Source organism: Martinezella tropici, from assembly GCF_008370325.1.
GTDB lineage: Bacteria > Pseudomonadota > Alphaproteobacteria > Rhizobiales > Rhizobiaceae > Rhizobium > Rhizobium tropici_B.
Genome location: NZ_VNIP01000008.1, coordinates 183,052 through 203,625, shown reverse-complemented (window position 1 = coordinate 203,625; position 20,574 = coordinate 183,052). Strand labels below are relative to the sequence as shown.

Genomic DNA, 20,574 nt, shown 5'->3' with positions numbered 1-20,574 from the left:
CCGCTCCATCTCTTTGTCGTCTCGCAATTCCGGACGGAAAACCGCCGCGCACGTTTCCTGGATTTGCTCTAAAGCCGCCGCCGCCGCAGCTGATCGAAATAGACGATAACGATGATCAGGGCACCGGTGATGATGCGCTGCCAGAAAGAATTCAGGTTCAATAGATTGGCGCCGTTGTTGATGGTCGCCAGGATGAATGCGCCGATCAGCGGGCCATAGACCGAGCCGACCGCGCCGAACAGGCTGGTTCCGCCGATGACCGACGAAGCGATCGCCTGCAGCTCCCAGCCATCGGCCTGGGTGGCATTGCCGATCGCGATGCGCGAGGCAAGCAGAACACCGACGAAGGCGGCGCAGGTTCCCGACAGTATATAGGCGAGATAGATCATCCAATTGACGTTGACACCGGAAAGCCGGGCCGCTTCGCGATTGGAGCCGACGGCGAAAAGATAGCGGCCCCAGCGGCTCAGATGCAGGAAAATGACGGCTGGAATCGCCACTAGGATCACCATCCAGAACAGGCTTGGAATCCCCAGGAAGTCCGAAACGGCGAAATTGGTGAAATCGTCATTGACGATATTGATCGTCGAACCGTTGGTGATCAGCAGGCCGATGCCGCGCAGCGACGTCAGTGTCGCCAGCGTGATGATGAAGGGCGGCAAACCCATGCGCACGATGCCGAAGCCGTGGAACGCCCCGATCAGGACCCCGAATAGCAGGGTAATGAGGATCGCGGCCCATACCGGAAACCCGGCCTGGAGCAGCCAGGCGATGATGACGGTGCAAAAGCCAACGATCGCGCCGACGGAGAGGTCGATGCCCGCCGTGATGATGACGAAGGTCTGGCCAAGCGCAAGAATGGCCGTCATCGAGCCCTGACGCATCAGATTGGTGATGTTGAGCGGAGTCCAGAACTTGTCGGTCCAGAAGCCCAAGAGGATCCAGAGCGCCAGCAGGAGCAGGATCAGCGTCAAGCTGAAGAGGATGTTCATCTTGCGCCGCGGCGCAACCGTCGGGCCTTCTGTCGTATTCGCGGCCATTTTCTTGTTCTCCCTCTTTCGACTTGTTTGTTGTTCAGACGCCGATCGCCTCGCCGAGGACTTCCTCATGCGTTGCCGCATGGAAATCATGGCTGGCGACCAGCTGGCCTTGGCGGAAAACGTGCAGGCGATCGGCGAGCTCGTAGACCTCGGGCAGATAGGATGAGATGACGATGATGCCGGCGCCGGCGCGAAGCAGCTTGGCGAACAGCCGGTAGATCTCCGCTTTAGTCCCGACATCGACGCCGACCGTGGGCTCGTCGAAGATAAACAGCTTGGCGCCGTAGCTTAGCCATTTGCCGATGACGACCTTCTGCTGGTTGCCGCCCGACATGGCGGAGACCAGAACCCGCCTACTGGGTGTCTTGATGCTGAGATCGCGGATCTGCTTGTCGGCATTCGCAGCCTCGCTCTTGTTGTTGATGATCGGACCATGGCTCAGCCGCTTGAACACCGGCAGATTGATATTGAGACCAATCGGCAGGTTGAGGCAGAGCCCCTGATCGCGGCGGCTTTCCGGCGCAAGAGCGATGCCGAGTTCCATCGCGTCGCGTTCGCTGCGGATATTGACCTTGCGCCCCTGCCAGTAGATTTCCCCTGCGGAGAGCGGCTGACGCCCATAAAGACCGAGGGCGAATTCGCTGCGCCCGGCACCGATCAGCCCATAGAGCCCGACGATCTCGCCGGCGCGGACAGTCAGCGAAACATCCTCGAAGCCGGGGCCGGAGAGGCCGCGTGTCTCGAGGATAGTGTCGCCGATCGGAATCTCTTCCTTGTGGTAGATCTGCTCGATGGAACGATTGATCATCAGCTTGATCAGCTCGTCCTCGTTGGTTTCGGCAATCGCGCGGGTGCCGACATGCGTGCCGTCGCGCAGGACGGAGACCCGATCGGCGAGTTCGAACACCTCTTCCATGCGATGGCTGATGTAGACGATCGTCACGCCCTCGCTCTGCAGGCGGCGGATCAGCTTGAATAATTGCGCCGATTCCTGACGTGTGAGATAGGCGGTCGGCTCGTCGAAAATCAGGAACTGCGTGCCGCGCATCGCAGCTCTCGCGGTCGCGACCAGCTGCTGCTGGCCAATCGTGAGCGAACCCAATAGTTCGCCGGCCGGCAGCCCGAAACCGAGATCGTCGAGCACGGTCTGCGCCATGGCCACCATCTGCTTCTTGCGCATCAGGCCGAAACGATTGACCTCGTCGCCGAGGAAAAGATTGGCTGCGACCGTCAGGTGCGGGCAGAGCACCACTTCCTGATGCACGGCATTGATGCCGCGGGCGATCGCCTCATTGGGCGTTGCGAGCGCAACGGGATGGCCGCACCAGAAGATTTCGCCTGACGTCCTGGTGATGACGCCGGTCAGAAGCTTGATGAGCGTCGATTTGCCGGCACCGTTTTCGCCGACGATGGCATGGATTTCACCGGCCAGAAACGTGATCGTCGCCGGTTTCAGCGCCTCGACATAGCCGTAGCGCTTCTGCAACCCTTTCAGTTCGAGGATGGGCGAGCCCGCTGGAATGCGGTTTGCTTCCGTTTTGACGGTGTCGTCGTGTCGATGGCTGATTTCTTCAAGGCTCGTCATGAGGTCTCCTTCCTCGCATCGCTGCGCGACCGCCTAGAGGGCGGCTGGACGAAAGGCCGCGCCCGATCTCTCGGGCGCGGCCTCAAGCCTTACTTGACCTTAGGATTGATCAAAGCATCGATCTTCGGATCGCTCATATTCGCCTTGGTGACGAGATTGGCGCCGGTATCGACATTGGCTTCGACCTTTTCCTTCTTGGAAGCGGCGAGCGCCGTCTTGATGCCATCGTAACCCATGCGATAGGGGTCCTGCACCACGAGCCCGGCAAGAACGCCCGACTTCAGGAAGCCGACGGTCTTGTCGTCATTGTCGAAGCCGATGACCTTGATCTTGTCGCCGAGCTTGTTTTCAGCGATCGCCTGGCCAACGCCCTGCGCCATGATCAGGTTGGAAGCGAAGACGCCGACGAGCTTCGGATTGGCCGTGATCAGGTCGGTCATGATGTTGAGACCGGTGGTTGCCTGGCCGTCTGCATATTTATCCGCAACAACCTTGAGGCCCGGATACTTGCTCTTGAGCTCCTCCAGGAAGCCCTGGCGGCGCTGGTCGAGCGAGCCGACGCCCGGCAGGCTGGTGATGATGGCGACTTCGCCCTCTTCCTTGCCAGTCATTCCTTTGATCGCGGCGGCAAGGCCATCGGCGGCGATACGGCCACCTTGGACGTTGTCGGTGGTCAGGAAGGATACGAAGGCCTTGGAATCGGCGGCAGAGTCGATACCGACCACCGGTACGGACTTGGCGGCTTCATCCACCGGCTTGCCGAGCGCTTTGCGTTCGGTTGGCGCGATCACGACCGCTGCCGGCTTGCCGGCAACGGCATTTTCGAGAATGCTGATCTGACCGTTAATGTCGGATTCCGATTGAGCGCCGAGCTCCGGCACCTTCACGCCGAGATCCTTGCCTGCCTGGCGAGCGCCGGCAAGAACGATCTGCCAATAGAAGGACGTCGTATCCTTGACGATGATCGGGATTGTCACGTCGGCCGCGAAGGACTGCATGGGCATCGCCATGGCGATGACGGCAGCACCGGCAAGGCCGGCAAAACTGCGGCGGGACAAAAGTGACTTGGCAATTTTCATCTGCTTCTCCTCTCAACGCGCTCTCTCTCCTGCACACCTGCCGCTGAACGCTTACGGCTGGTATCGCGACGCCTTGCGGCGTCACGCATCGCGCGGCGGAAAAGCCACCGACGCCAAAACAGGCTTTCCTCCTCTACGAAGCCGTCTCTCCGACGGCTCGAAGCTCCCAATCTGCTGGAGCGGTTTAACGCTCCACCTGCTATTTCAACGCAATTCCGGACGGAAAACCGCTACGCACTTTTCCTGGAATTGCTAGACCCGGACCGCCTCGTCTCCCAACGGCGGCGCCACCAGGGTCAATCCTTCGAACTCCGCATAGAAACTGTCGGGAAGCCGGGGCTCCACGAGCTGCATGTTGCGGACAAGACTTTCCGGTTTCGCCGTGCCGATCAGCACCGAGGCTACGCAAGGGCTGCGCAGCGGAAACTGAAGCGCCGGCTGGGCAAGCGGTACACCATGCTTGCGGGCGATGTCTTCCATAGCCCCAACCTTGGCCAGGATATCCGGCGTTGCCGGCAGATAGTCGAAATGCGCGCCGGGCACGGGGCCAGTCGCCAGAATGCCGGAGTTGAAGACACCGCCGACGACCAGCGATGTTCCTTTCTTCTCGCAAAGCGGCAACAGCTCGGCAACGGCCGAGCGGTCCAGCAGCGTATAGCGACCGGCAAGCAGAATGCAGTCGATATCGGCCGCATGCATGACGTCCAGGCAGACCGGCACCTCGTTGACACCAAGACCATAGGCCTTGATCGCGCCGGATGATTTCAGCGCCTCCAGAGCCTTCAACCCGGATCCCAGGAGCTGCCCGAGGTAACGCTCGTTGAGTGCCTTGCCGTGGGTATAGCCGCCGATATCGTGGACATAGAGAATATCGATGCGATTGAGACCGAGGCGAGCATAGCTGAACTCGACCGAGCGCATGATACCGTCATAGGAATAGTCATAGTCGGCATCGAAAGGCAGCGGATCGACGTAGCCGTAATTCGGCACCTTGTCGCTCGGCACCGGCCGCATGAGGCGACCGACCTTGGTCGACAGTACGTAACTGTCTTCCGGCTGATCGCGCAGAAAATCGCCGACATGGCGCTCGCCAAGGCCGAAGCCATACCAGGGTGCCGCGTCGAAATAGCGGATGCCGCTATCCCAGGCCGCCTGCAAGGTCTTCATCGCCTGATCGCGAGGGCAGGCACGATAGAGACCGCCCAGCGCCGCAGCACCGAAGCTGATCTCCGTGACCTCGAGGCCCGTCCTGCCGATTGTTCTTCTCTGCATCACCTCTCCCTTGTGATGACGATCATTTCAATTTCGGTGGCATTAACGGAGGCTCTCGACATCCATCGCCATTGATTTTGTTTTTTATCTACAATAAACATTTTGGTGTCAACGAGGAAATCATGGGGACCGTCACGGGAGATGGCGGAAACAGCAGTTTCGACATAACTCCTGCAATTGACTGCCATCGGGACATGGTTCAGACAGCGCCGCCGGTAAAGAGCGGCGATGATACGCGAGGGGGAAATGGCAAGGCAAAACACGCTCTTCAAGGAAGCCTACAATCGCTATGCGGCCAGCCTGAAGCTCCATACCGAGCTGCCGAGCGAGCCTGAAATCGCGGCCGAACTCGGCGTCAGCCGCAGCACGGCGCGGGCGATCCTGATGCGTCTCAGCGACGCTGGCATCATTCTCTGGAACAAGCGGCAGAAGACGGTGCTGCGCCTGCCGACGGATGCTGATTTCTTCCCCAAGGAAGAAACCGATTCACTGCACGATATCATCGAGCGCAGCTTCATGGTGCGCATAATGTCCGACGAAGCCCAGCCCGGCATGCAGATCAACGAGCTGGAGCTGGCGCGCGAAATCGGCACCGGCACGTCGGTCGTTCGTGAATTTCTTATCCGTTTCAGCCGCTTCGGCCTGATCGAGAAGCGGCCGAACAGCCACTGGATTCTCAAGGGCTTCACCAGCGAATTCGCGCTCGAACTTGCTGACGTGCGGGAAATGTTCGAGCTGCATTCCGCAGCCGAATTCGGCCGCCTGCCTGCCAATCATCGCGCCTGGGAGGATCTCAAGGCGATCGAGCAGGAACACCGCGAGCTACTCAAAGATTTCGACGCGCATTATCGCGATTTCTCGCGCCTCGACGAAAGATTTCACCTTCTCATCCATCGCGCCTCGAAGAACCGCTTCATCACCGAGTTCTACGACGTCATCGCCATCATTTTTCACTATCACTATCAGTGGAACAAGGCTTTCGCACGCGAGCGCAATGCCCGCGCCGTAGTGGAGCATCTCGACTATATCGAAGCGCTGCAATCGCGCGACCAGCAAAGGATCAATGCCGCCTGCCGCCAGCATCTCGCTTCGGCACGGCAGACGCTGCTGCAATCGATCCCGCAAATCCCAGGAGAAATTGCCGGCTCCGCCGCATGACGACGGGAGCCGGCAGCTTGCTTATTTCGCGATGAAGCTCAGGCTTTGGCTGGCAAAGCGCGGTGAGGCAACCTCGAGCTTGATGGCGCCTGCCTTGCCCGTCGCCTGCAACCAAAAGCCCGTGGTCCCGCCCTGGAATGCCACCGTTTCCGGCCCGATAACCTTCGCCGGACCTTCGACCTTGATCGTGATGGCCTCATTGAGAAAAGGCAGACGCGAGCCGGCCTGATCGAGCGCACGCACGATGACGCGCACCGTATCCGTATCGCGCTCGCCTGTGCGCAATGTATCGGCATCGGCTTCGACCTGAAGCGACGTCGGCAGCGGATTGGCGACCATATGCTGCTCGACAACCTTTCTGCCGCCGATATAGCCGGTGAAATGCACGTCTTCCCACTCCATCCCCCATACACCGAGTTCGTCCGGTGTGAAGGAACGGTGATCGAAGACGACGGGAGGATGCGGCAGGTGCGGGAAAGTCTCCCGGTCCGGGCCGAGGCGCTTGGTCAGCGAGCCGTAACGCAGTTCGACCTCATCGCAATTGGTGAGCACGATCAGCGGCAGAGCGCCGCCGATATTCCGCTCGCCGCGCGCCCAGATCGTCACCGGCTTCATGACGATCTCTTCGGTGGGTTCGCACTGGCTGGCATAGACATAAGCGGCGAATTTCGGCTCGCGGAACATATCCATGACGCCATGGTAGCAGATCCGGTCGCCGGAGCCGAAATCGCTATGTGTGTTGTAGTCGAACATGCACCATCCGATGGCGCCCGATATCGATGGGTCGCCGTAGGCGGCATTCAGGACCTCCAGATGCCGGCGCACATGCTCGGCCTGACGCTGCTCCTGATCGTAGATTTTCGTCGGATACATATGGCCGCCGAATTCGGTGATGAGATAGGGCACGTCCCTGGAAAGGCCGGTATTTTCCTGCTGCGGCCTCAGCGGCATGCGCGGCCGGTTGGCACCCGGCAGCTCCTCGTTGCCGAGGATGAAATCATTCATGGTGTAGACGTCCTCGAGCATCTCGCTCTCGGTGATATAACGAACGCCGCCGGTCTGGCGCGTCGGATCGAGCTCGCGCGCCAGGCGGTTCGTTTCGGCGTAGAAATCGTGGGAATCCTGGGACTCGTTGATGCGTACGCCCCAGATGACGATCGAGGGGTGGTTCCAGTCGCGCTCGATCATGCGGCGCACGTTGCGGATCGATTCCTGCTGCCATTCCTCATCGCCGATATGCTGCCAGCCGGGGATTTCCTCAAAAACCAGAAGGCCGATGCGGTCGCAATGGTCGAGGAACCACTTCGACTGGGGATAATGCGAGGTGCGCACGATGTTACACTTCAGCGTCCGCTTCATGATTTCGGCATCACGCTCCTGGGCGGAACGACCCATCGCATAGCCGACATAGGGAAAGGCCTGATGGCGGTTGAGCCCGCGCAGCTTCAGCTTCTTTCCGTTGAGCAGAAAACCTTCGGCAGTAAAGCTTGCCGTGCGGAAGCCGAACGTCGTGGCATGACGATCCGCCCCGTGATCACTCGCAAGTGCCACCTCGGCCGAATAGAGGACGGGATTGTCGAGATCCCAGAGCAAGATGTCCGCAAGGCCATCGAAGTTGAGCGCTACGCTTTCGCCGGAGGTGACCGCCTGCCCCGAGGCGATGGCCGCGCCATCGGCGGATCGCAATGTAACGGTCACCGTAACCTTGAAAGCGAGACTTTGCGGATTGGATATGTCGCAGCGTACGGTCACGGATTTGCGGTCGGAAAGGACGTCGCCGGTCTCGACCTTGATGTTGGCAACCGAGACGGGATCGGCCAGCTTCAACCAGACATCACGATAGATGCCGGCATAGGTCAGGTAATCGATCCGACCGCCGAAAGGCGGAATCTCCGGGTTCTCGCTGCCGTCGATCTTGACCGTGATCAGGTTTTCGCCCTGATGCAGGCGGCCGGTCAGGCGCGCCTCGAAGGGCGTATAGCCGTCCTTGTGCGCGACGATCTCTTCACCGTTCAGATAGACGACGGCGTCCGCCATGGCAGCATCGAAGATCAGCGATATCTCGCGCCCGGCAAATGTCTCGTCCCACTTCACTATCTTCTGATAGGTGAAGGCGCGCTGATAGGATTTCTCGTCGAAATAGTTGAGGGGCAGTTCGACTGCCGTGTGCGGCAGAGTGACGCTTTCCCCTTCCTGCGGGCGGCCGACATCTCCGGGCGAAAATCCTTCATGAAACGTCCAGGATTCGTTGAAGGCGACAACAGAACGCATATTCAATCCTATCGATTTAGCCCGTCGCAGCGGGGACGAACAGATGTTGCTTGGAAATCAGGCGCACGGCGAGGAAGGCACAAGCGCCGCGGGGCGATATGTATACAGGCTCGCCACGGACAGGCAATGCGACCGGTTGGCGGATTTCGATTTTCCTGAGGTCGCTTTTCCCGGGCAGGCAAACGGCGGCGACCCCAGCCGGCGCGCGACTTATCGGTTTCGCCCGTTCTTCGCCTCCTCGACCGGGCTGCGCACCGCGGCATACATGCCGGTGGTGCGGAACTCCGTCGGATTGATGCCGTAGATGCGGCGAAACACCTTGGAAAAATAATTGGCATCATCGAAGCCCGACATGATCGCGACTTCCTTGACCGGGATGAAGGCAGCCTTCGTCAGCAGCTTCGCCGCACGCTGCATGCGCTGCTGCAATACGAATTCCGCCGGCGGCACGCCTTCGTTCTCGGCGAAGACGCGCGAAAAATGCGCGCGGCTGAGGCCACCCACCTTCGCAAGCTCTTCGACCGGTAGCGGCTTGTCGAGATTGGCGTTAATGTAGTCGATGACAATCTGCATGACGGAGCGGTCGGCAGCAAAGGCATGCGAGCCGAAGACGTCGTCATAGAGCGCCATGGCCGCCTCATAGGCGATCGCCGAAGCCGAGGCGGGCGTCGTGGCGCCCTTGACGAGCCGCAGGCCGCAATCGGCCAGCTGATCGATGGTCGCCTGCTGCAGCTTCAACACAGGACCGGCAGCGGCCAGGATCAGGCGATGGATGCGCAACGCCTCCTCACCATTCATCGAGATCCAGAAATATTCCCAGCGCTCACCCTTCTCCAGCCAGTAGCGATGATTGTGCGGCACGAGCACCAGCAGCGTATCGCCCGCATTCACACGATAGTTGCGGTTTTCATAGCGCAATCGACCAGTGCCGCTGATCGTGTGCTGAAGCACGGTAAACGGCGTCTGGCCGCGCCGGCGGCCGTCCCAATCATAGGGTTCGTCGTGCCGGATTTCGTATCCGGCGCTGGTCGGCATGGCATGCAGCCGGTGACGGCCGCGCGGCAGCGAAACCGTCCGCATAACCTGTCCGTTATCGATCAATTCCTGCAGCACAAAATTACCCTTGAAAGCATAATAGTTCTCTGTTCGGCTGGGTGATTATAGGCATAATCCCCGCCAGAAAACAGCGCTTGACCGCCGTTGAGGATCGGCGATTGAAGAAAAAGACACGATTTCGGCCTATTTCGCAACCGTTGCGATCATAGGGCGAAATGCCCGTTTTCTCCCCTGCCGCTGCTTGTTCTACCGACTTGAAGGTGAGGATCATGAGTTTCAAAATCGCTATTATCGGCGCAGGCAGCGTCGGTTTCACGAAAAAGCTGTTTACCGACATTCTCTGCGTGCCGGAATTCCGCGATGTCGAGTTCGCGCTGACGGATCTGAGTGAGCACAATCTGACGATGATCAAGGCGATCCTCGACCGGATCGTCGAGGCCAACAAGCTGCCGACGCGCGTCACCGCCACCACAAATCGCCGAAAGGCGCTGGAAGGCGCGCGCTACGTCATCAGCTGTGTCCGCGTCGGTGGATTGGAGGCCTATGCCGAGGATATCCGCATCCCGCTGAAATACGGCATCGACCAATGCGTCGGCGATACGATCTGCGCCGGCGGCATTCTCTACGGCCAGCGCAACATCCCCGTCATTCTCGACTTCTGCAAGGATATCCGCGAGGTCGCCGAGAGCGGTGCCAAGTTCCTGAACTATGCCAACCCGATGGCGATGAACACCTGGGCGGCGATCGAATACGGCAAGGTCGATACGATCGGCCTTTGCCATGGCGTCCAGCATGGCGCCGAACAGATCGCCGAAGTGCTCGGCGCCAAGGACAAGCGCGAGCTCGACTATATCTGCTCGGGCATCAACCATCAGACCTGGTTCGTCGATCTGCGCCTCAACGGCCGCAAGATCGGCAAGGACGAGCTGATTGCGGCCTTCGAGGCGCATCCGGTCTATTCGCAGCAGGAAAAGCTGCGCATCGATGTGCTGAAGCGTTTCGGCGTCTATTCGACGGAAAGCAACGGTCACCTGTCCGAATACCTGCCCTGGTATCGCAAGCGCCCGGACGAGATCAACAAGTGGATCGACATGTCGGACTGGATCCATGGCGAGACCGGCGGCTACCTGCGTCACTCCACCGAGACGCGCAACTGGTTCGAGACGGAATTCCAGCAGATCCTCGACAGTGCCTCGCAGCCGATCGACGCTAGCAGACGCTCGAACGAGCATGCGAGCCATATTCTCGAGGCGCTGGAAACCAACCGCGTCTATCGCGGCCATTTCAACGTCAAGAACAATGGCGTCATCACCAATCTGCCAAGCGATGCCATCATCGAATCGCCCGGCTTCGTCGATCGCTTCGGCATCAACATGGTGGCGGGCATCACGCTGCCCGAGGCGTGTGCCGCCACCTGCATTTCGTCGATCAACGTCCAGCGCATGTCGGTCCATGCCGCCATCAGCGGCGATATCGAACTGCTGAAGCTTGCCGTTCTGCACGACCCGCTGGTCGGTGCCATCGCCACACCGGAGGAGGTCTGGCAGATGGTCGACGAAATGGTCCTCGCCGAGGCGCGCTGGCTGCCGCAATACGCGCATGCCGTTGATGAGGCGAAGGAGCGCCTGTCGCGCGGCAAGGTCAAGACGCGCGATTGGAAGGGTGCGGCAAGCCGCAATGTCCGTTCGATCGAGGAACTGCGGGCGGAGAAAGCCGCGCTGAAGCAGGCCGGCTGACGAACATACAGATCGGAAGATAGGTACTGCGGCGGGGATCTCAGGGGATATTTCCCGCCGTAGGTCAATCGTCTTCCGTTTTACCGGAGGAGCGCGACACCTCGATTGGAACGGTCGCGATATTGGGAGAGAGAAGAAGATGAGACATTTTCGACCGATCGGCCTTCTGGCCGCATTGACGATTGCCACATCCGCGATCGCCATCAGCGCCTACGCGGCCGAACCGACAGTGCCGCCCGTTCCGCCAGTCTTTCCGGCGGAAGGAAAGATCAAATATGTCGAGCGCAATTCCATTTTGGAATTCAAGGCGCTGCCGGAATACCACGAACCCGCCTGGGTCACGGAGAAGTTCGTGAAGGCCGGCAAGCTGCCACCCGTCAAGGATCGACTGCCGAAGGAGCCGCTTGTTTTCAAGACCGGCAATATGCCTGACGGCATCGGCGTCTATGGCGACACGCTGCGTCATGTCATCGGCGGCAGGCCCGAAGGCTGGAACTATGGTGCCGGTCAGACCCAGGGCTGGGGCGGCATCGACATCGCTCTTTCGGAGTGCCTGACGCGCACGGCTCCGCTCTTCCAGGTCGAGGCAAAGGATACCGAACCGCTGCCGAACCTTGCCAAGAGCTGGGAATGGTCGCCGGACGGCCACAAGCTCACCATGCACCTGATCGAAGGCGCGAAATGGTCCGATGGCGCCCCCTTCAACGCCGACGACATCATGTTCTACTGGGATGACGAGGTCATCGACCCGAATGTCTCGCCGCTTGGCGGCGGCGCATCGCCGGAAGCATTCGGCGAGGGAACGACGCTGAAGAAGATCGACGACTATACGGTCGAATGGACCTTCAAGGATGCCTTCCCGAAGCAATATCTCTACACGATGGCCTATCCGAGCTTCTGCCCAGGCCCGTCGCATATCCTGAAGCCGCAGCACCCGAAATATTCCAAGAACACCTACGATCAGTTCAAGAACGCGTTCCCGCCGGAATATATGAACATGCCAGTCATGGGTGGCTGGGTGCCGGTCGAATATCGTTCCGACGACATCATCGTCCTGCGCCGCAACCCCTATTACTGGAAGGTCGACGAGAAGGGCAATCAGCTTCCTTACTTCAACGAGCTGCATTACAAGCTCTCGACCTGGGCGGACCGTGACGTGCAGGCCGTTGCCGGCTCCGGCGACCTGTCGAATCTCGAGCAGCCGGAAAATTTCGTCGCCTCGCTGAAGCGCGCCGCGCAGCCGGATGCCCCGGCTCGCCTCGCCTTCGGTCCCCGCCTCATCGGCTATAACCTGCAGATGAATTTCTCCGCCAATGGCTGGGGCAATCCGGACGACCGTGCTCAGGCAGTACGTGACTTGAACCGCAACGAGGACTTCCGCAAGGCCGTGACGATGGCGCTCGATCGCAAGGCGCTCGGGGAGTCGCTGGTCAAGGGACCGTTCACGGCGATCTATCCGGGGGGCCTGGCTTCCGGCAGCAGCTTCTATGATCGCAAATCCACCGTCTATTACCCGTTCGATCTCGCCGCAGCGAAGGCCGAACTGGCAAAAGCCGGGCTGAAGGACACCGATGGCAATGGCATCGTCAACTTCCCGGCCGGCGTCAATGGCGGCAAGGATGTGGAGATCACCCTTCTCGTCAGCAGCGATTACACCACCGACAAGAGCCTTGCCGAGGGCGTCGTCAGCCAGATGGAAAAGCTCGGGCTGCGCGTCATCATCAATGCGCTGGTCGGCCCCAAGCGCGACGATGCCAACTACAGCGGCCGCTTCGACTGGATGGTACGACGCAATACCACGGAGCTTGCCTCGGTCGTGCAGAACACCGAGCAGCTAGCGCCCGTCGGCCCGCGCACGAGCTGGAATCACCGCGCCCCGGAAAGCGGACAGCTGGATCTGATGCCCTTCGAAAAGGACATGGTCGATGTCGTCAACAAGTTCACCGCATCGAAGGACAATGACGAGCGCGTGGCCTTGATGAAGCAGTTCCAGAAGATCTCGACGGAGCATCTCTACAATATCGGTCTGACCGAATATCCGGGAGCTCTCATCATCAACAAGCGCTTCTCCAACGTTCCTCCCGGTACGCCGATCTTCCTGTTCAACTGGGCTGAAGATTCCATCATCCGCGAGCGGCTCTGGGTGGCGGCAGACAAGCAGGGCAAATACGAGCTGTTCCCCGAGGAACTACCGGGCGCTCCGGGCGGCGCCGGCCCGATCAAATAAGGTTCCAACCGACCCGATGGCAGCCGGCATGACCCCGGCTGCCATCGAAACCTGAAGCATTCCAGCGATCAGCCATCGCCGGGCAAACATGAACCGCTGGCACATATCGTCCTCATCGGATCGAGATTGTCGACAGCATCAAGAGAAGCGAACCGTCCGATGTTACGATTCCTGCTCGTTCGCATAGCATCCGCCATTCCCGTGCTCCTGATCCTGAGCGTGGTGACCTTCGCCATCATACAGGCACCGCCGGGCGACTATGCCGATTACATCCGCTCGCAGCTGATAAACCAGGGCGGCGCGTCCTTCGAACAGGCAGATGCGCAGGCGCAGGCTTATCGCCGCGAGCACGGTCTCGACAAGCCGATGGTCGTCCAATACTTCAACTGGATCGGCGGCATCGTCACCAGAGGCGATTTCGGCTACAGCATGGTCTACAACAAGCCGGTGGCCGATGTCGTCGGCGAGCGCCTGCCGCGCACCCTGGCATTGGCGCTCGTGTGCCACATCCTGGCATCGATTCTCGGCATCGGTTTCGGCATCTGGGCCGCAACGCGGCAATATAGCTGGATCGACAATCTGCTCGCCGGCGTCTCGTTCCTCGGCATGACGGTGCCGCGCTTCCTGATGGCGCTGATCATCGTCTACATCCTCGTCTTCCAGCTCAACGTCTCGGAGATCGGCAGCTTCTTCTCGCCGCAATATGGCGGCGCGCCATGGTCCTGGGCCAAATTCGTCGATCTCGTCAAGCATGTCTGGCCGGTCGTTGCGATCGCCACGTTCGGCGGCCTTGCCTACAATATGCGCATAATGCGCGGTAACCTGCTGGACACGCTGAATGCCCAATATGTGGAAACGGCGCGCGCCAAGGGCCTTTCCGGCGGCGCCGTCGTCATGCGCCATGCTGTGCCGAATGCGCTTCATCCCCTGATCATGTATCAGGGTGTCGTCCTGCCCTACATGCTGACCGGCGAAATCGAGACCGCGATCATCTTCACGCTGCCGACCGTCGGACCGGCGATCGTCGGTTCGATGGCCGTCGGCGACGTCTACGTGACCGCAACCTTCATGATGGTGCTTTCGGCAACCCTCATCATCGGTAACATCATCGCTGACGTGCTGCTTGCCCTGCTCGATCCGCGCGTGCGTCAACAGGGAGGGATCCACTGATGCTTGCTTTCAGCAATTCCCCGCCGCCGCCCGAAGAGAAGATCAAGCAGAAGAGTGGCAACGAGAGCTACATCGCGCTGGTCTGGCGTCGCCTGAAGCGCTCCTGGACCGGCATGGGCGGCCTGACCCTCGTCGTTCTGCTCCTGCTGATGGCGATCTTCGCGGAATTCGTCGCACCGCTCGATCCGAAGGCGACGGACACCGGCTTCGCGCCGCCGCAGGTCATCAGCTTTCACGACAAGGATGGTAATTTCGTCCTCCAGCCTCGGGTCTACGCCCTCGCCGAGACCAGCGATCTCGATCCCGTAACCTTCCAGCCGATCGTCGGACCGGATTACGATCACCCTCGCCTGCTCGGCCTCTTCGTCAAGGGCGACCCTTACCGTCTCTTTGGCCTGATCCCCGGCGACCGGCATCTCTTCGGCGCCACGGACGGCGGTCCCGTCCATTTCCTCGGCACGGACAAATTCGGCCGGGATGTGCTGTCGCGCACCATCTACGGTTCGCGCATCTCTTTGATGATCGCCTTGACGGTCGTTGCCATCGTCACCGTCGTCGGCACTGCGGTCGGCATGATATCGGGCTATTTCGGCGGCACGCTCGATGCCTGGATCCAGCGTTTCGTCGAAGTGGTATTGGCCTTCCCGCAGCTGCCGCTCTACCTGGCTCTGACCTCGCTGATCCCGGTGACGGCTCCAACCAATGTCTTCCTCGCCTTCGTCATCGTCGTCATGTCGGCGCTCGGCTGGGCGCAGATGTCACGCGAGGTGCGCGGCAAGACGCTGGCTCTGGCGCGCATCGATTATGTCCGCGCGGCCATGGCGGTCGGCGCGACCGATCGGCGCATCATCCTGCAGCATATTTTCCCGAATGTCATGAGCCACGTAATCGTGACCGTGACGCTCGCGATCCCGAGCGTAGTGCTGCTGGAATCCTTCCTCGGCTTCCTCGGCTTTGCCGTCAAACCGCCGCTGATCTCCTGGGGTCTGATGCTGCAGGATACGTCGACCTATTCCGTCATCGGCTCCTACCCCTGGATCCTCACCCCCGTCGCCTTCGTTCTCGTCACCGTCTTCGCCTTCAATGCCCTTGGCGACGGCCTGCGCGACGCGATCGATCCCTATTGAGAGGAGAACGGATATGGCTCTTGCACTCGTCAATTCCTTCGCCCCCGACACGCGGCTCGATGCCGCGAACAAGACAGCCTCGCCTGTCATCGACGCCCGCAACATCGCCGTCAAGTTCAAGGTCGAGGACGGCATGGTCGATGCCGTCAAGGACATCACCTTCCAGCTTTATCGCGGCGAAACCATTGCCATCGTTGGTGAGTCCGGCTCGGGAAAATCGGTGACGGCCCGCACAGTGATGGGGCTGCTGACCAAGCGCGCCGTGGTTTCGGACAAATCCGTCGTCCATTACGACGGCAAGAACGTGCTGAAGTTCTCCGAACGCGCGCGCCGGCAGCTGCGCGGCGACCGCATCTCGATGATCTTTCAGGAGCCGATGAGCTCGCTCAATCCGATCTACACCATCGGCAGCCAGATCGTCGAAGCGATAAGGGTTCATCGCAAGGTCAGCCGCCGCGACGCTGAGAAGCGGGCTCTCGACCTCTTGAAACAGGTGCAGATTCCCGATCCGGAAGCGCGGCTGAAGCAATATCCGCATCAGCTCTCCGGCGGGCAGCGCCAGCGCGTGATGATCGCCATGGCGCTCGCCAACGATCCGGACGTCTTGATTGCCGACGAACCGACGACGGCGCTCGACGTCACCGTCCAGGCACAGATCCTCAACCTCATCCGCAATCTGCAGAAGCAGCTCGGCATGGCCGTCATCCTGATCACCCATGACCTGACGGTCGTGCGTCAGTTCTCCGACTATGTCTATGTGATGCAGCATGGCGAAATGCGCGAGCACAACACGACAGAGGCGCTCTTCGCCAATCCGCAGCATCCCTATACGCAGCACCTGCTGACCTCGGAACCGCGCGGACAGGCAAAGCCGCTGCCGCCGAACTGCGACACCGTCCTCGAAGGCAAATCCGTCAAGGTGGCGTTCATGCTGCGTCACGGCAGCTTCTTCAAGCCCGACATGCGCGAACTCGTCGCCGTCGACGGCCTCAATATCGATCTGCGCCGACACGAAACGCTCGGCCTGGTCGGTGAATCCGGTTCCGGCAAGACCACCTTCGGCCAAGCGCTGGTGCGGCTGATCGATGCCGATAGCGGCGAGATTTTCTTCGACGGGCAGGCAATCCATGGCCGCTCGCGCGCCGAAATGCGGCCGTTGCGTTCGCGCATGCAGATCGTATTCCAGGACCCGTTCTCGTCGCTCAATCCGCGCATGACCATCGGCCAGATCATTTGCGAGGGGCTGGTGGTCAACAACCTCGGCGCCAACAAGGCCGAGCGGCTGGAGCGCGTCAAGGAAGCGCTCGTCAGCGCCGGCATGCCGGCCAACATTCTCTCGCGCTTTCCGCATGAATTTTCCGGCGGCCAGCGCCAGCGCATTGCGATTGCCCGCGCTATCGCGCTCGAGCCGGAATTCATCCTTCTCGACGAGCCGACTTCCGCGCTCGATCTCTCCGTCCAGGCCCAGATCATCGACCTGCTGCGAAAGCTGCAGGACGAGAAAGGTCTGAGCTACCTATTCATTTCCCACGACCTCAAGGTCGTCCGCGCCCTTTGCCACCGCGTCATCGTCATGCAGCACGGCAAGATCATGGAGGAAGGGCCGGTCGAAGAGGTTCTGTTGCATCCCAAGACCGCTTACACCGAACGCCTTGTCAGAGCGGCGTTCGAGGTGGCTTCATAGCATTCAGGAGATTTTGACATGACAGGCACTCCCAAGATCACATTCATCGGAGCCGGCTCGACCGTCTTCATGAAGAATATCATCGGCGACGTCTTGCAGCGTCCGGCACTTGCCGGCGCGAGGATCGCGCTGATGGACGTCAATCCGCAGCGGCTGGACGAAAGCGCGATCGTCGCCCGCAAGCTCGCCTCGACGCTCGGTGCTTCCGCCACGGTCGAGACCTTTACCGACCAGCGCAAGGCGCTCGACGGTGCTCATTTCGTCGTCGTCGCCTTCCAGATCGGCGGTTACGAGCCCTGCACCGTCACCGATTTCGAAGTGCCGAAGAAGTATGGGCTACGCCAGACGATCGCCGACACGCTCGGCGTCGGCGGCATCATGCGTGGCCTGCGCACGGTTCCGCACCTTTGGAAGATCTGCGAGGACATGCTCGCCGTCTGCCCGAACGCGATCATGCTGCAATATGTAAATCCGATGGCGATCAACACATGGGCGATCGGCGAAAAGTACCCGACGATCAAGCAGGTCGGTCTTTGCCATTCCGTGCAAGGTACGGCGATGGAACTGGCGCACGATCTCGACATTCCCTACGACGAGATCCGCTATCGTTCCGCCGGCATCAACCATATGGCCTTCTATCTCGAATTCGAGCATCGCCAGCCTGATGGTTCCTACCGCAATCTCTATCCCGATCTCGTGCGCGCCTATCGCGAAGGACGCGCGCCGAAGCCGGGCTGGAACCCGCGTTGCCCGAACAAGGTGCGCTACGAGATGCTGACCCGGCTCGGCTATTTCGTCACCGAAAGCTCCGAGCATTTCGCCGAATACACGCCCTACTTCATCAAGGAAGGCCGCGAGGACCTGATCGAGAAGTTCGGTATCCCGCTCGACGAGTATCCGAAGCGTTGCATCGAGCAGGTGGCCCGCTGGAAGAGCCAGGCGGAGGAATATCGCACGGCGGAAAAGATCGAGGTCAAGCAATCGAAGGAATATGCCTCGTCGATTATCAATTCGGTCTGGACCGGCGAACCTTCCGTTATCTACGGCAATGTCCGCAACAATGGCTGCATCACGTCGCTGCCGTTCAATTGCGCGGCGGAAGTTGCCTGCCTCGTCGACGCCTCCGGCATCCAGCCGACCTATGTCGGCGACCTGCCGCCACAGCTGACGGCCCTCATCCGCACGAACATCAATGTGCAGGAGCTGACAGTCAAAGCCTTGATGACCGAAAATCGCGAACACATCTATCACGCCGCGATGATGGACCCGCACACGGCAGCCGAGCTCGATCTCGACCAGATCTGGTCGCTGGTCGACGAGCTGCTGGTAGCCCATGGCGATTGGCTGCCGGAATGGGCGCGCGGCAATCGCAAGGTTCAGGCCGCTTAAAGCTACTCTCTCCCGGCTTGCGGCCCAAAGGCCCCGCGGCGCTGCCGCGGGGCCTTATGTCTTTGGCTGAATTGAAGAAAGTGAAAGTCCAAAACGCGAGCGAATGCTACCGCGATAACGGATGGAAAAGCATGATCGACTGCGCTACAGCGCTTTAAATCTACTGCATAATTTTATCCTTAAACCGATTTCGATTTAAGGAATTATGCAGTAGAAACACTCGCAGTTTGGAGGAGACGAACGACATGGCGAGCTCAGATACATTCACCACCGGAACATTCGTCGGCCGCATCTGGCGCCCGGATGCGCAAGGCCCTGCCCTCGTCACCGTCCGAAACGGCACGCTTTTCGATATCACGTCGAAAGAAGCGCCGACCATGCGCGACCTGCTGGAGATGGACGATCCGGTTGCCTTCCTTCGCGCGCAGAAAGGCGAAGCCGTCGCCAAGCTCGACGACTTGCTGGCCGGCAACGCCGATCTTTCGTCCGTCCATCTTCTCGCACCCATCGATCTGCAGGCGATCAAGGCCTGCGGCGTCACCTTCGCCCGTTCGATGCTGGAGCGCGTCATCGAAGAGCGTGCGGCCGGCAATCCGGACCTTGCCGAAGCGATCCGCGGCAAGGTGACCGCGCTGATCGGCGATAGCCTGCGCAATCTCAAGGCCGGCTCCCCCGAAGCCGCCAAGGTCAAGGCGGCGCTGATCGAGGAGGGCGTATGGTCGCAATATCTCGAAGTCGGCATCGGGCCGGATGCCGAAGTCTTTTCCAAATCGCAGGTCATGTCCTCGGTCGGGCAAGGTGCGGATGTCGGCCTGCATCCGATCTCCAAATGGAATAATCCCGAGCCGGAAATCGTGCTTGCCGTCGACAGCCGTGGCCAGGTCAAGGGCGCCACTCTCGGCAACGACGTCAACCTGCGCGATGTCGAAGGCCGGTCCGCGCTGCTGCTCGGCAAGGCCAAGGACAACAATGCCTCCTGCTCGATTGGGCCGTTCATCCGCCTGTTCGACGAAACCTACACTCTCGACGACGTTCGCAACGCCGATCTCGACCTGAAGGTCGAAGGCGAGGACGGCTATGTGCTGCATGGGCGCTCATCGATGAAGGAAATCAGCCGCGATCCGCTCGACCTCGTCTCCCAGACCATCGGCCGCCATCACCAATATCCGGACGGCTTCGTCCTGTTCATGGGAACGCTTTTTGCGCCCGTCGAGGACCGCGACACGCCCGGTCAAGGCTTCACCCACAAGGTCGGAGACATCGTCACCATTTCCAACGACAAGCTCGGCGCGCTGCGCAACCGCGTGCTGCTGTCGACCGAATGCGTACCCTGGACGTTCGGAGCTTCGCATCTGATGCGCAATCTCGCCAAGCGAGGATTGATCTGAGGCCTTAGAAATCCGGATTGGGAGCGGTTCGGCCGTTCACGCAGGCTTGCCGCTTTCCTTTCATCGTATGATCGAGATTGATCGGCACGATCATCTCAATCCCGGCCGCAACACCGGCAAGAGGAATGTAGCCGACGACGACCGTGCGCGAGGCGTTGAAGCAACCATACACCGTATCAGCCAGCTGAATGGAACAAAGTGCATGCAATTATTGTATGCATATTTTGATTGCCTGTGCCGCATATTCAGGCGCAAATGGGAAAATCTGAATCTTTGAGCAGCGCTTCAATAGCGCTATGCCATTCCAATCGCTATCATATTTTTCATTTTGATAGTTTGGCATGGCACTTGCTTCTGTTATTGCATGCGATTATCGCATGCAATAAGGAGAG

At 60.0% G+C, this 20,574-nt stretch carries 15 protein-coding genes; 8 read left to right on the top strand and 7 right to left on the bottom strand.

The window, feature by feature from the left end; all coding sequences use genetic code 11:
- Window positions 1-68 precede the first annotated feature (68 nt).
- From FP026_RS14035 to FP026_RS14020, 4 genes are all read right to left on the bottom strand, one after another.
- Window positions 69-1,040, bottom strand: coding sequence for an ABC transporter permease (locus tag FP026_RS14035; protein ID WP_149635234.1), 972 nt, complete (start codon window positions 1,038-1,040; stop codon window positions 69-71).
- Window positions 1,041-1,074: 34 nt separating this feature from the next.
- A complete protein-coding gene (locus tag FP026_RS14030; RefSeq protein WP_149635233.1) occupies window positions 1,075-2,625 on the bottom strand; it encodes a sugar ABC transporter ATP-binding protein in 1,551 nt (516 codons plus the stop codon).
- An 89-nt stretch (window positions 2,626-2,714) separates the two neighbouring features.
- Window positions 2,715-3,704, bottom strand: coding sequence for an ABC transporter substrate-binding protein (locus tag FP026_RS14025; protein WP_149635232.1), 990 nt, complete (start codon window positions 3,702-3,704; stop codon window positions 2,715-2,717).
- Between the two features lie 252 nt (window positions 3,705-3,956).
- Window positions 3,957-4,976, bottom strand: a complete 1,020-nt coding sequence (locus FP026_RS14020; protein WP_149635231.1) for an aldo/keto reductase — start codon at window positions 4,974-4,976, stop codon at window positions 3,957-3,959.
- A 246-nt stretch (window positions 4,977-5,222) separates the two neighbouring features.
- On the opposite strand from FP026_RS14020, the gene FP026_RS14015 reads away from it, so the two are divergent.
- Window positions 5,223-6,134: a GntR family transcriptional regulator gene (locus FP026_RS14015; protein ID WP_149635230.1), complete on the top strand. Its 912-nt coding sequence runs from the start codon at window positions 5,223-5,225 to the stop codon at window positions 6,132-6,134.
- Between the two features lie 21 nt (window positions 6,135-6,155).
- Here FP026_RS14015 and FP026_RS14010 read toward each other — a convergent pair whose 3' ends face one another.
- Together FP026_RS14010 and FP026_RS14005 are read right to left on the bottom strand one after the other, a co-directional pair.
- Window positions 6,156-8,405, bottom strand: coding sequence for a glycoside hydrolase family 2 protein (locus tag FP026_RS14010; protein WP_149635229.1), 2,250 nt, complete (start codon window positions 8,403-8,405; stop codon window positions 6,156-6,158).
- A gap of 210 nt (window positions 8,406-8,615) precedes the next feature.
- Window positions 8,616-9,485 (bottom strand): AraC family transcriptional regulator, encoded by an 870-nt coding sequence (locus tag FP026_RS14005; protein WP_246665342.1) that lies wholly within the window; start codon window positions 9,483-9,485, stop codon window positions 8,616-8,618.
- 245 nt (window positions 9,486-9,730) lie between these two features.
- Here FP026_RS14005 and FP026_RS14000 point away from each other — a divergent pair, with 245 nt between their 5' ends.
- The 7 genes from FP026_RS14000 (at window position 9,731) to FP026_RS13970 (ending at window position 20,182) form a co-directional block, all read left to right on the top strand.
- Window positions 9,731-11,197, top strand: coding sequence for an alpha-glucosidase/alpha-galactosidase (locus tag FP026_RS14000; protein ID WP_149635227.1), 1,467 nt, complete (start codon window positions 9,731-9,733; stop codon window positions 11,195-11,197).
- 139 nt (window positions 11,198-11,336) lie between these two features.
- The gene (locus FP026_RS13995) at window positions 11,337-13,424 is read left to right on the top strand and encodes an ABC transporter substrate-binding protein (RefSeq protein ID WP_149635226.1); all 2,088 of its coding nucleotides are present in this window, start codon (window positions 11,337-11,339) and stop codon (window positions 13,422-13,424) included.
- 159 nt (window positions 13,425-13,583) lie between these two features.
- Window positions 13,584-14,594 (top strand): ABC transporter permease, encoded by a 1,011-nt coding sequence (locus tag FP026_RS13990; RefSeq protein WP_149635225.1) that lies wholly within the window; start codon window positions 13,584-13,586, stop codon window positions 14,592-14,594.
- Window positions 14,594-15,721, top strand: a complete 1,128-nt coding sequence (locus FP026_RS13985) for an ABC transporter permease (RefSeq protein WP_149635224.1) — start codon at window positions 14,594-14,596, stop codon at window positions 15,719-15,721. The genes FP026_RS13990 and FP026_RS13985 overlap by 1 nt, the downstream gene beginning before the upstream one ends.
- Window positions 15,722-15,734: 13 nt before the next feature.
- A complete protein-coding gene (locus tag FP026_RS13980; RefSeq protein ID WP_149635223.1) occupies window positions 15,735-17,405 on the top strand; it encodes an ABC transporter ATP-binding protein in 1,671 nt (556 codons plus the stop codon).
- Window positions 17,406-17,423: 18 nt separating this feature from the next.
- Complete coding sequence (locus FP026_RS13975) at window positions 17,424-18,794, top strand: alpha-glucosidase/alpha-galactosidase (RefSeq protein ID WP_149635222.1); 1,371 nt, start codon at window positions 17,424-17,426, stop codon at window positions 18,792-18,794.
- A gap of 245 nt (window positions 18,795-19,039) precedes the next feature.
- Window positions 19,040-20,182, top strand: a complete 1,143-nt coding sequence (locus FP026_RS13970) for a fumarylacetoacetate hydrolase family protein (protein ID WP_149635221.1) — start codon at window positions 19,040-19,042, stop codon at window positions 20,180-20,182.
- A gap of 4 nt (window positions 20,183-20,186) precedes the next feature.
- On the opposite strand, the gene FP026_RS30230 is transcribed toward FP026_RS13970, so the two are convergent.
- The gene (locus tag FP026_RS30230) at window positions 20,187-20,354 is read right to left on the bottom strand and encodes a hypothetical protein (RefSeq protein WP_188112580.1); all 168 of its coding nucleotides are present in this window, start codon (window positions 20,352-20,354) and stop codon (window positions 20,187-20,189) included.
- Between the last annotated feature and the right edge of the window lie 220 nt (window positions 20,355-20,574).

Bases quoted from the DNA above. Each gene is read 5' to 3' on its own strand.
- FP026_RS14035 (WP_149635234.1), bottom strand. From the start codon at position 1,040: ATGGCCGCGAATACGACAGAAGGCCCGACGGTTGCGCCGCGGCGCAAG.
- FP026_RS14030 (WP_149635233.1), bottom strand. From the start codon at position 2,625: ATGACGAGCCTTGAAGAAATCAGCCATCGACACGACGACACCGTCAAA.
- FP026_RS14025 (WP_149635232.1), bottom strand. From the start codon at position 3,704: ATGAAAATTGCCAAGTCACTTTTGTCCCGCCGCAGTTTTGCCGGCCTT.
- FP026_RS14020 (WP_149635231.1), bottom strand. From the start codon at position 4,976: ATGCAGAGAAGAACAATCGGCAGGACGGGCCTCGAGGTCACGGAGATC.
- FP026_RS14015 (WP_149635230.1), top strand. From the start codon at position 5,223: ATGGCAAGGCAAAACACGCTCTTCAAGGAAGCCTACAATCGCTATGCG.
- FP026_RS14010 (WP_149635229.1), bottom strand. From the start codon at position 8,405: ATGCGTTCTGTTGTCGCCTTCAACGAATCCTGGACGTTTCATGAAGGA.
- FP026_RS14005 (WP_246665342.1), bottom strand. From the start codon at position 9,485: ATGCGGACGGTTTCGCTGCCGCGCGGCCGTCACCGGCTGCATGCCATG.
- FP026_RS14000 (WP_149635227.1), top strand. From the start codon at position 9,731: ATGAGTTTCAAAATCGCTATTATCGGCGCAGGCAGCGTCGGTTTCACG.
- FP026_RS13995 (WP_149635226.1), top strand. From the start codon at position 11,337: ATGAGACATTTTCGACCGATCGGCCTTCTGGCCGCATTGACGATTGCC.
- FP026_RS13990 (WP_149635225.1), top strand. From the start codon at position 13,584: ATGTTACGATTCCTGCTCGTTCGCATAGCATCCGCCATTCCCGTGCTC.
- FP026_RS13985 (WP_149635224.1), top strand. From the start codon at position 14,594: ATGCTTGCTTTCAGCAATTCCCCGCCGCCGCCCGAAGAGAAGATCAAG.
- FP026_RS13980 (WP_149635223.1), top strand. From the start codon at position 15,735: ATGGCTCTTGCACTCGTCAATTCCTTCGCCCCCGACACGCGGCTCGAT.
- FP026_RS13975 (WP_149635222.1), top strand. From the start codon at position 17,424: ATGACAGGCACTCCCAAGATCACATTCATCGGAGCCGGCTCGACCGTC.
- FP026_RS13970 (WP_149635221.1), top strand. From the start codon at position 19,040: ATGGCGAGCTCAGATACATTCACCACCGGAACATTCGTCGGCCGCATC.